Annotated in this window: 11 protein-coding genes and 2 rRNA genes; 12 read left to right on the top strand and 1 reads right to left on the bottom strand. The window is 42.0% G+C overall.

Going from position 1 to position 10,283, the window contains the following annotated elements; genetic code table 11:
- Positions 1-243: 243 nt before the first annotated feature.
- The 12 genes from rrf (AAEU28_RS07045) (at position 244) to rpoS (ending at position 7,627) form a co-directional block, all read left to right on the top strand.
- Positions 244-357 (top strand): 5S ribosomal RNA (rrf, locus tag AAEU28_RS07045).
- 43 nt (positions 358-400) lie between these two features.
- Positions 401-514, top strand: a 5S ribosomal RNA gene (gene rrf / locus AAEU28_RS07040).
- 144 nt (positions 515-658) lie between these two features.
- Positions 659-1,138 (top strand): DUF2947 family protein, encoded by a 480-nt coding sequence (locus tag AAEU28_RS07035; RefSeq protein ID WP_421963475.1) that lies wholly within the window; start codon positions 659-661, stop codon positions 1,136-1,138.
- A gap of 49 nt (positions 1,139-1,187) precedes the next feature.
- Positions 1,188-1,808 carry a hypothetical protein gene (locus AAEU28_RS07030; protein WP_421963474.1) on the top strand — a complete coding sequence of 207 codons (621 nt, stop codon included), beginning with the start codon at positions 1,188-1,190 and terminating at the stop codon, positions 1,806-1,808.
- A 26-nt stretch (positions 1,809-1,834) separates the two neighbouring features.
- Positions 1,835-2,110: a cell division protein FtsB gene (gene ftsB / locus AAEU28_RS07025; protein ID WP_130254541.1), complete on the top strand. Its 276-nt coding sequence runs from the start codon at positions 1,835-1,837 to the stop codon at positions 2,108-2,110.
- A gap of 1 nt (position 2,111) precedes the next feature.
- Positions 2,112-2,810 (top strand): 2-C-methyl-D-erythritol 4-phosphate cytidylyltransferase, encoded by a 699-nt coding sequence (gene ispD, locus AAEU28_RS07020; RefSeq protein WP_421963473.1) that lies wholly within the window; start codon positions 2,112-2,114, stop codon positions 2,808-2,810.
- Positions 2,803-3,279 (top strand): 2-C-methyl-D-erythritol 2,4-cyclodiphosphate synthase, encoded by a 477-nt coding sequence (gene ispF, locus AAEU28_RS07015; RefSeq protein ID WP_421963472.1) that lies wholly within the window; start codon positions 2,803-2,805, stop codon positions 3,277-3,279. The genes ispD and ispF overlap by 8 nt, the downstream gene beginning before the upstream one ends.
- Positions 3,276-4,307 carry a tRNA pseudouridine(13) synthase TruD gene (gene truD, locus AAEU28_RS07010; RefSeq protein ID WP_421963491.1) on the top strand — a complete coding sequence of 344 codons (1,032 nt, stop codon included), beginning with the start codon at positions 3,276-3,278 and terminating at the stop codon, positions 4,305-4,307. Before ispF ends, truD begins: the two co-directional genes overlap by 4 nt.
- Positions 4,304-5,053 (top strand): 5'/3'-nucleotidase SurE, encoded by a 750-nt coding sequence (gene surE / locus AAEU28_RS07005; protein WP_421963471.1) that lies wholly within the window; start codon positions 4,304-4,306, stop codon positions 5,051-5,053. Before truD ends, surE begins: the two co-directional genes overlap by 4 nt.
- A complete protein-coding gene (locus AAEU28_RS07000) occupies positions 5,054-5,695 on the top strand; it encodes a protein-L-isoaspartate(D-aspartate) O-methyltransferase (RefSeq protein WP_421963470.1) in 642 nt (213 codons plus the stop codon).
- A gap of 67 nt (positions 5,696-5,762) precedes the next feature.
- Complete coding sequence (locus tag AAEU28_RS06995; protein WP_421963469.1) at positions 5,763-6,584, top strand: peptidoglycan DD-metalloendopeptidase family protein; 822 nt, start codon at positions 5,763-5,765, stop codon at positions 6,582-6,584.
- A gap of 59 nt (positions 6,585-6,643) precedes the next feature.
- Positions 6,644-7,627: an RNA polymerase sigma factor RpoS gene (gene rpoS / locus AAEU28_RS06990; protein WP_421963468.1), complete on the top strand. Its 984-nt coding sequence runs from the start codon at positions 6,644-6,646 to the stop codon at positions 7,625-7,627.
- A gap of 64 nt (positions 7,628-7,691) precedes the next feature.
- Here the strand turns inward: rpoS and mutS are convergent, their stop codons facing one another.
- On the bottom strand, positions 7,692-10,283 hold the full coding sequence (gene mutS, locus AAEU28_RS06985) for a DNA mismatch repair protein MutS (RefSeq protein WP_421963467.1): 2,592 nt from the start codon (positions 10,281-10,283) through the stop codon (positions 7,692-7,694).

The following is a 10,283-nucleotide window of genomic DNA, read 5'->3' as shown; positions in this document are numbered from 1 at the left end:
TAGTGATACATTAAGCTAACCAGTACTAATTACCCGTGAGGCTTAACCATACAACGCCAAAGTGGTTTTAGCTCAGAAGCTAATATGAACTAGAGTAGAAAGTTTTAGAATTATCAGATTTTTTCCGAATTTAAGAATTAAACAAGGTAACTAACCCCAGCAGCAATGCGAAATCAGTTCACCTTGCGCAAATGGAATGCTCGTGCGATGCACGATGTCATTAAACATTTGCACCCAGTATTTCCTGGTGACTATAGCGTTTTGGAACCACCTGACCCCATGCCGAACTCAGAAGTGAAACGAAACAGCGTCGATGATAGTGTGGGTCTCCCATGTGAAAGTAGAACATCGCCAGGGCCTAATTTAAAAAATAAGAATACAAACAAATTCAAAGAATTTGCTTAGTGACTATAGCGTTTTGGACCCACCTGACCCCATGCCGAACTCAGAAGTGAAACGAAACAGCGTCGATGATAGTGTGGGTTTCCCATGTGAAAGTAGAACATCGCTAGGCACCAAATTTTAACCCCAACTCGAAAGAGTTGGGGTTTTTTCGTTTTGGGTCTTCAAAAATTAAATAACAAATTATCATTCACTTTTCATTTAAACATAGTGATAATCCCACCTCACTAACCGCGAGCAAAATTAAAAGGTCACAATGAATTATATTCCCCTTAATGAATTCAAAAAGGCTTGGGTGTTTAGGCATCAAGACTTGGAAATTGCCCCGACTGATCTTGAAAAGATTAAACTAATGTCTCCGACACGTTCAGCTGTGCTTTGGTCTACTATGGTTAGTCGTGAAAAAGATCATCCAGACTTCTTCACTGAAAGTGAATGGGCAGGGCAAGCAAGTTCATGGCAAGAAAATTTGAACTGGGAAAAAGACTGGGAAGGAGGGGTAGAAGAACTTCCAGAGGCCATAAATGAATTTTTAAAATGGGAAAACAATACAACGGTCTATTTTTGCTTAAATAGAGACTGTGTGATTGAAACCCAGTTTGATGTTTTCAAACGTTGTTGGCAAAACTTTATGTTTCTTGCTGATGGTTGTTTATTACTTGGTAAAAAGCGCGATACGGTTGCACAGTTCTTAGAAAATGGTGATGTTAAACTGGGTAATAAACCGAAGGGCTAGCAGTAATACGTTGCACATGCTATAAAAACTGCAGTAACCAAAGAAGGGGATGTCAGTGCAGAGTGTGCAACAAGCTCAGCTATGGAACGATGAAAAAGAGCGGTTGATGTTTGCTGAGCTGGTTAATGTTTTCTACGCCAGAGAAATTCCAGCGCTTGCTGCTGTTCATAACGAGCAGAAATTACGTAAATCTTTGGCAAGTTTACCCTTCTATGTAGAACGCGCTGCACGGCATATAGTGCAAGGTGAGATTCCGCTAAATTTAGATTCGCAAAATGGTGGTTGGCTTGCACCTCAGAAAAAGTTGCCCTCTCAAGATCTCGAGCATAACGCTTCATTTTATAAAAAACATGCTAAAGCTGGATTAGTTATTCCTGTATTAAAAGAGTATTCGGGTTATCAATCCTTGACCTTAGACTGTATTGACCAAGTTGATAAAAATAGCTTTCATAGTAATTTAAATGGTTGGTTTTTCTTTTCGGGCGCTTCTCAATCCAACTCCAATCTACAAGTGCTAAAGCCAAGTAAACAGGTCATGACAGCAGCGTGCTGTGGTCATCAATGGCAATTTAATAAAGCAGTGCCACCAAGAAGGCTTAGTTTGCGCGAGATGCTATTAGCCAGTATGATCAATTGGAAAAATGTTCGTTCAATAAAACGTAATGTTTGATTAATTTGTTATTGGGAAGTGCAGTTTTGCGTATATTTCAGTTTCTACTTCTTAGCCTTGCGCTATTTCTTCAGTATAAATTTTGGTTTGGCCATAATGGAATGCAAGATTATACGCGCTTGAAAAGTGTTGTAGACACGCATCAGGTAGCGAATGAGAAATTAATTAAACGAAATAAGCTGTTAAAAGCAGATATTGACGATCTTAAACTTGGTTTAGAAGGCGTTGAAGAAAGAGCAAGACATGAGCTTGGTATGATCAAGCCAAATGAAACCTTCATTAGAGTCTTACCGAATAAATAACATGAATAATTCTCCTATTATTGCTGCTGTTGTACCAGCTGCAGGTGTTGGCAGCCGTATGCAAGCTGAGATCCCAAAGCAGTATTTAAAAATAAATAATAAGTCTATTTTAGAGCACACAGTTGGTAAGCTCAGCTCTATGAGTGAGCTTAACACCATCATGTTAGCGATTAATCCTGAAGATGCGCTATTTAACACTCAACAGTTTAGTACGACCAAAGTGCAAACTACTGATGGTGGTAAAGAGCGAGCAGACTCAGTTTTAAACGCGCTAAATGCACTAGAGACACTGAAGCCAGATTGGGTTTTAGTACATGATGCTGCAAGGCCAATAGTACAAATTGAAGATATTCAAAACTTAATTGCTTGCTGTTTTGAAAAGCAAGAAGGTGGCATTCTTGCAGCTAAAGTCAAAGACACGATTAAGCGTGGGCAGCAATATAGCGAAGAGACAGTACCTCGTGCTGATTTATGGCAGGCACTTACACCTCAGTTATTTCCCTATCTGGCGCTAAAAGATGCTCTGAAGACTTGTTTATCAGAGTCCAAACTTATTACGGATGAAGCTTCAGCCATGGAGCTGCAAGGTAAGCCTGTGTTACTCGTTGAAGGCCGTAGTGATAATATTAAAATTACCACGCCAGAAGATTTACGCTTAGCCGCGTTTTTACTAAAAGAGCAGGAAGAAGAAAATGATTAGAATTGGTCACGGTTTTGATGTTCATAAATTCGGTGGTGAAGGTCCGTTAACGATCTGCGGTGAGAAAATTCCTTTTGAGCAAGGCTTTATTGCGCACTCTGATGGTGATGTTGCTATTCATGCTTTATGTGATGCTTTACTGGGGGCAATGGCACTTGGCGACATTGGTAAACACTTTCCAGATACGTCTGCTGAGTTTGAAAATATAGACAGCCGTATTTTGCTCAGACAAGTGATGGAACAGGTTACATCGCTAGGCTATAAGCTAGGTAACTGCGATGTCACTATTGTTGCGCAAGCACCAAAAATGAGACCGCATATTGATAACATGCGTGCCAATCTTGCTGCTGATTGCCAGGCAGAATTGACTCAGGTAAATGTAAAAGCTACAACGACAGAAAAACTGGGCTTCGAAGGTCGTAAAGAAGGCATTTCAGCCCATGCAGTTGTGTTATTGGTTAAAGCATAATGGAATTGCACTATCTATATGGCAAGCCTGAAGCAGCAGCTGACTTTAAAAGTCAGCCGGAAGACTTCATTGTAGACGAAATACTGGATATTGAACTGACCGGTGAAGGTGAGCACGTCTGTTTGCACATTATTAAAAAGCAGATAAACACCTTAGATGTCGCTAAAAAAATAGCAAAGCAAGCTGGGACACATGTAAAAAATGTCAGCTATGCGGGACTGAAAGATCGCCATGGTGTTTGCAGTCAGTGGTTTAGTGTACCTGTCCCTATCAAGAAAGACGTTGATTTTACCGAACTAAACGATGACTTTATTTTTGTTGCTCAGCAAAAGCGCCATAATCGAAAACTTAGAACAGGCTGTCACTCAGGCAATCGCTTTACGATCACACTAAGAAACATTGATAAGCCATTAGATATTTTGTCACGTATTAATGCGGTGCGTCAGGGTGTACCAAACTACTTTGGTGAACAACGCTTTGGTCACGATGGTCATAACCTCACTATGGCTGAGCGCATGTTTGCAGGTGAACATATTCGCGACAGAAAATTACGAAGTATTGTTATTTCTGCTGCGCGCTCGCACATATTCAATCAACTGGTGAGTATGCGAGTAGAAGAGCATGGTTTAGCGAAGACCTGGCATAGAGAAATCTTTATGCTAGAAGGCTCTAATGCGTTCTTTGAAGATGATATAAGTGATGAAAATATCGCAAGGTTAACCTCTGGAGACATTTGCTTGTCGGCGCCTCTGGTCGGCAAAGGTGAAAAAGGGTTAATTGCGCAAGAAAAAGAGTTTCTTGAAACCTTTAGAGCTTGGCATCATGGTCTTGCCGAATTAGGATTAAAAAATGAGCGCCGTGCTCTGCGATTGCTCCCTATAGATCTTGAAGTGAAAACGTTGTCGTCAGACTGTATTGAATTACGTTTTGCATTACCTAAAGGGACATTCGCAACAGCAGTGCTTAGAGAGCTTGTTAATTACGTTGATGTGAATAAAAGCGCATTTGCAAATAAGGAAGAACGATGAAGATTTTACTCAGTAACGACGATGGAGTTCATGCAAAAGGGATCTCTGTATTGTATGAAGCTTTGAGCAAAATTGCCGATGTGACCGTTATTGCCCCAGACAGAAACTGTAGTGGTGCAAGTAACTCTTTGACGTTGTTAAATCCATTGCGCGCAACACAATTAGAAAATGGTTTTTACTCTGTGAATGGCACGCCGACAGATTGTGTCCATCTTGGTGTAAACCAGCTTTTAGATGAAGAGCCAGATCTAGTTGTGGCAGGCATTAACAATGGGGCTAACTTGGGAGATGATACACTCTATTCAGGCACTGTCGCTGCGGCAACAGAAGGGCGTCACTTAGGCTTACCTGCAATTGCTGTTTCTCTTTGTTCAAAAAAAGAAGCAAATTACGAAACCGCAGCTGAAGTGGCGGTGAAAATAATCAAACAATTAAGTTCTCACCCACTTCCTAAAGATCAAATTATCAATATTAATGTGCCAGATATTCCTTTAGCTGAATTAAAAGGGGTTAAGGTAACGCGTTTAGGGGCACGCCACAAAGCCGACACCATGACTGAGCAAATTGATCCTTGGGGCCGAAGTGTTTTTTGGTATGGCTCGCTTGGCTCTGAAAGTGATGCTGGCGAAGGCACTGACTTCTATGCTGTTAATCAAGGCTATGCTGCAGTGACACCACTTAAGGTTGATATGACAGCGCATGAGAGTATCGATGCAATGTCTTCTTGGCTGGAAGGGGCTAACTAAGTGCTTGGCAATTATGCCCGTAGTGCAGAAGCCTTAGCTGAGCAATTAAAAGCATCGGGAGTCCAAGATAAAAAGGTGCTACAGGTAATCAAAGATACCCCGCGACACCTTTTTATCGATGATGTGTTAAAACACAAAGCCTATGAAAATACGGCATTGCCCATAGGTAATGGACAAACTATTTCTCAACCATTTATTGTTGCAAAGATGACAGAGATTTTGCGACAAGTTGGTGTAAAAGGTAAGGTGCTTGAGATAGGTACTGGCTCAGGTTATCAAAGCGCGGTTTTAGCACAAGTGTTCGAACAGGTGTTCAGCGTTGAGCGAATTAAATCACTGCAGTGGCAAGCAAAGCGACGTTTACATCAATTAGATTTATACAATGTCTCCATGAAACATGGTGATGGTTGGCAAGGTTGGCAAACGAAAGGGCCATTTTCTGGGATTATTGTCACTGCAGCGGCAAAATCACTACCTCAAGCTTTACTTGAACAACTCGAAGACGACGGCGCTTTATTGGTTCCCATAGGTGAAGAAGACCAAGTATTAACCCTTGTGGTACGAAAAGGTGAGCAATTTATTGAACATAAAATGGCACCGGTACGTTTTGTCCCGTTAATAGCGGGAGAAATTTCGCTATGACCTTGCGTAACCTCTTCTTATCTTGTTATTTTTAATAAGTTAATCGTCAACTTTACTGGGTAAGTGAATGCAAGCAGTGAACATGTTCATTATTTTGTTACTAATTGTGTTCATTGCAGGATGTTCATCAACGCACTCACCTGCACCCGTCACTTCGTTGACTTATGCTGATTCATTATCATCACGAAAAATCATCATCAGAAACAATCGGTACACGGTGCAAAAAGGCGATACGCTGTTTGCCATTGCTTTTACCGCCAATAGGGACGTGCGTACGATTGCGGCCCTAAATAATATCAAACCACCATACACAATTTTTCCAGGTCAAAAGTTAGTACTAGCTAAACCTAAAACGCGCAATAAAAAAAGCACTCCACGCAAAGTTGTTAAAACAGAGACTATTGATAAGAAACAAAAAAATAACAACTTGGTAAAAAAAGATCTTGCGAAGCCAAAACAACGGGAGTATGTTCAAAAACAAGCCACTCAAAAAGTAAACACAGCAGCATCGAAAAAGAATGGCAAAATTGATTGGCAATGGCCGGCTCAAGGGCAAATAACCAAGCGCTTCTCTAACAAAGAGCAAGGTTATAAAGGCTTGCAGATCAAAAACAAATTAGGAACATCAGTAAGTGCGGCAGCAGCAGGGACAGTCGTATACGCAGGAAGCGCGTTGAGGGGGTATGGTAATTTAATCATCCTGAAACACAGTGATGATTACCTAAGTGCCTATGCTCACAACGATCGACTACTTGTTCGGGAGCAGCAAAAAGTTAAAGCTGGGCAGAAAATTGCCGAAATGGGAAATACGGATGCAACGCAAACGGCTTTGAGGTTTGAGATTCGCTTTAAAGGCCAAGCGGTAAATCCTAAGAAGTATTTACCATAAATGCTTTTATTACTGACTGTATGATGGATTAATACCACTCACTCGCTTGGGAGGATGATATGGCTCAAACAGCAAAGAAAGAGACTAAGAAGCTAGTCACTGCAGAAGCTGAAGTTGATGAAGCAGTACTAGATGACGAAAAAATGGAACTTTTGGAAGATGTCGAAACGGAAGATGATGTTTTTGCAAAAGAAGAAACCGTTAAGAATTTAGATGCAACCCAATTGTATTTAGGCGAAATTGGTTTTTCCCCTCTATTGAGTGCCGAAGAAGAAGTTTATTTCGCGCGCAAAGCACTTAAAGGCTGTGAGGCTTCTCGCAAACGCATGATCGAAAGTAATTTGAGATTAGTGGTTAAAATTGCTCGTCGCTACAATAATCGTGGCCTTGCGCTTCTTGATTTAATAGAAGAAGGCAATCTGGGCCTGATCAGAGCGGTTGAAAAATTTGACCCAGAACGAGGCTTTCGCTTTTCAACTTATGCAACGTGGTGGATAAGACAAACCATCGAGCGTGCGATTATGAATCAGACTCGTACGATTCGCCTTCCTATCCATGTTGTCAAAGAACTCAACGTATACCTTAGAACAGCTCGTGAATTGACACAAAAGCTAGACCATGAGCCAACTGCAGAAGAAATTGCAGAATGTCTTGATCGTCCAGTTGAAGACGTTACTAAAATGCTTCGCCTGAACGAAAAAATCACCTCTGTTGATACGCCAATTGGCGGTGAGAATGACAAAGCGCTACTAGATATCATTGCTGATGAGAAAGGATTTGGTCCTGAAAATGAAGTACAGAATAATGATATCAACAAGCACATTGTTGATTGGCTCGGTGAGCTTAATCCTAAGCAGCGTGAAGTGCTAGCAAGACGTTTTGGTTTACTTGGATATGAACCTTCAACATTAGAAGATGTAGGCAGAGAAATTGGTTTAACACGTGAGCGTGTAAGACAAATTCAAGTTGAAGCCCTTAGACGCTTAAAAGATATTCTGCAGCATGAGGGTTTAAATATTGATAGTTTATTCGAGCAGCAATAAGCTTAATTTAATAATAAAAAACCACTTCAATTGAAGTGGTTTTTTTGTGGTACTAATTCGTCGCTTAATTGAGTAAGCCTTTTAATTTATAGAGTAACTCATGTGCCTGGCGAGGTGTCAGATCATCAGGGTCAATTTGCGCAAGTTGTCGTTCAACTTCTGACTCTTGCATAACAGGCTCTAATGGTAATTGACCTTGTGACTGAGCGGTTGGCTTTTGTTCGTCAATCACACTTTCATGTTGCTCAAGACGTTTTAACTTCTCTTTTGCCATGGCTAAAACGGGTTTTGGCACACCCGCGAGTCCTGCGACTTGCAAACCAAAACTTTTACTCGCAGCCCCATCTAAGACCGTGTGCTTAAAAGCAATCGTATCGTTGTGCTCTACCGCATCTAAATGCACGTTTACAAGCCCTGTTTGTTGCTCTGCAAGCTCCGTTAGCTCAAAGTAGTGCGTTGCAAAGAGGGTTTTTGCATTGAGCTTACTCGCTAGGTAGTCTGCGGTTGCATAGGCCAAAGATAAACCATCGTAGGTGCTGGTACCACGGCCGATTTCATCCATTAACACTAGAGAGTTCTCAGTCGCATTGTTAAGAATCGTGGCGGTCTCAGTCATTTCTACCATGAAGGTTGAGCGACCTGAAGCAAGATCATCACTTGCGCCAATTCGTGTAAATATACGGTCAATATGGCCGATACGCGCTTCACTTGCAGGTACATAAGAGCCAATGTGTGCCATCAAAGTGATAAGCGCCGTTTGACGCATATAAGTCGATTTACCGCCCATGTTAGGACCCGTAATAATCAACATTTTACGTTGTTCATTGAGTTTTACAGGGTTGGCAATGAATGGCTCTTGGCTAACATGCTCAACAACTGGGTGGCGACCATCAATAATGTCGATGCCACTCTCTAGCGTTAATTCTGGTTTGCAGTAGTCTAGCGTTTGCGCACGTTCAGCTAACGTATTTAATACGTCTAAATCAGCGAGTGCTGCAGACATTAATTGTAGTTGCTCTAGGTAAGGCGCAATATACTCGAATAACTGCTCGTACAATTGTTTTTCAAGTGCAAGGGCTTTGCTTTGACTGCCTAATACTTTGTCTTCATGCTCTTTCAGCTCAGGAATGATATAACGCTCGTTATTTTTAAGCGTTTGGCGACGAATATATTCAGGGGGTACAAGGTGTGAGTTAGCACGGCTGATCTCGATGTAAAAGCCATGCACCTTGTTGTAGCCAATTTTAAGTGTGCTTATTCCAGTACGCTCACGCTCACGTACTTCTAATTTTTCAAGAATATCGGTTGCACCTTGGCTCAGTGCACGCCACTCATCGAGTTCAGCGTTATAGCCAGTTGCAATAACACCGCCATCGCGAATTAGTACAGGTGGATTATCAATAATCGCTTGCTCTAAGAGTGACTGTAGCTTAGGTAATACAGGAGATTGATCACAGATCAACTTTATACGTGGATCGGCTGCCTCATCGAGTAAAGCATGCAGCGGTGCAAGGGCTTGTAAGGCACCGCGTAAACGCGTTAAGTCGCGAGGGCGGGCAGTACATAGCGCAAGACGAGCCACCACGCGCTCAATATCGCCAATATGTCTTAAGCTGTCATAGAGCTCCATACAAATTTGGCTGTTGATTAAGCTTGCAATGGCATTTAGTCGGGCATTTAATTCGTTGCGATCACGAACAGGTGTATGAATACGACGCTTTAATAAACGCGAGCCCATCGGTGTCGCGGTTTTATCTAATACTTGCGCTAGGGTGTTTTCGATCCCGCCAGATAGGTTGACTGTCAGTTCTAAGTTTTTACGAGTCGCTGCATCTAGGATCACCGCATGTTCGTTTTTCTCAAGGGTAATAGCACGAATATGTGGCAGAGCAATGCGTTGTGTATCTTTAACATATTGCATCACACAGCCAGCAGCGATTAAGCCTGTATGGGCTTTTTCAACGCCAAAGCCGATTAGATCTTGTGTACCAAACTGCTGACAAAGCAAATGTTTTGCAGTATCTAAATCAAATTCCCAATCAGGGCGACGACGACCGCCTTTGACTTGCTCAAGTAAAAATAGATTTTGGAATGACTCAGGGTAAAGTAATTCAGCGGGTTGCAGGCGCTGTAGCGTCGAAACCAATGCTTCATCGGTGTTTAGTTCAACAATGTTAAAACGGCCTGAGTTGATATCAAGATAAGCGACGCCGTATTGGCCTTGTTTATTTTGATAAATGCTGGCAAGTAAGTTGTCTTGACGCTCTTGTAACAAAGCTTCGTCACTGACCGTACCCGGTGTAACAATACGCACCACCTTTCGCTCAACTGGCCCTTTGCTGGTGGCAGGATCGCCAACTTGCTCACAAATTGCTACTGACTCACCCATCTGCACTAGGCGAGCAAGATAGTTTTCTACTGCATGATAAGGCACTCCCGCCATTGGAATAGGGGCGCCGCCCGCTTTACCGCGATGGGTTTGTGAAATATCAAGCAGTTGAGCGGCACGAATCGCATCATCAAAGAACAATTCATAAAAGTCACCCATGCGATAAAACAGTAAAATGTCTTGGTGATCCGCCTTGATCCGCAGATATTGCTGCATCATGGGAGTTTGTTGTTTTATAGTATGTTCTGAATATAAATCTATCGACAT

The organism is Pseudoalteromonas sp. SS15, from assembly GCF_049257195.1.
Taxonomy (GTDB): domain Bacteria; phylum Pseudomonadota; class Gammaproteobacteria; order Enterobacterales; family Alteromonadaceae; genus Pseudoalteromonas.
This window is presented reverse-complemented; position numbering and strand designations above follow the sequence as displayed.

Excerpts from the sequence above, each read along its gene's own strand:
- AAEU28_RS07035 (WP_421963475.1), top strand. The coding sequence starts at position 659 with ATGAATTATATTCCCCTTAATGAATTCAAAAAGGCTTGGGTGTTTAGG.
- AAEU28_RS07030 (WP_421963474.1), top strand. The coding sequence starts at position 1,188 with ATGTCAGTGCAGAGTGTGCAACAAGCTCAGCTATGGAACGATGAAAAA.
- ispD (WP_421963473.1), top strand. The coding sequence starts at position 2,112 with ATGAATAATTCTCCTATTATTGCTGCTGTTGTACCAGCTGCAGGTGTT.
- ispF (WP_421963472.1), top strand. The coding sequence starts at position 2,803 with ATGATTAGAATTGGTCACGGTTTTGATGTTCATAAATTCGGTGGTGAA.
- surE (WP_421963471.1), top strand. The coding sequence starts at position 4,304 with ATGAAGATTTTACTCAGTAACGACGATGGAGTTCATGCAAAAGGGATC.
- AAEU28_RS06995 (WP_421963469.1), top strand. The coding sequence starts at position 5,763 with ATGCAAGCAGTGAACATGTTCATTATTTTGTTACTAATTGTGTTCATT.
- rpoS (WP_421963468.1), top strand. The coding sequence starts at position 6,644 with ATGGCTCAAACAGCAAAGAAAGAGACTAAGAAGCTAGTCACTGCAGAA.
- mutS (WP_421963467.1), bottom strand. The coding sequence starts at position 10,283 with ATGTCGATAGATTTATATTCAGAACATACTATAAAACAACAAACTCCC.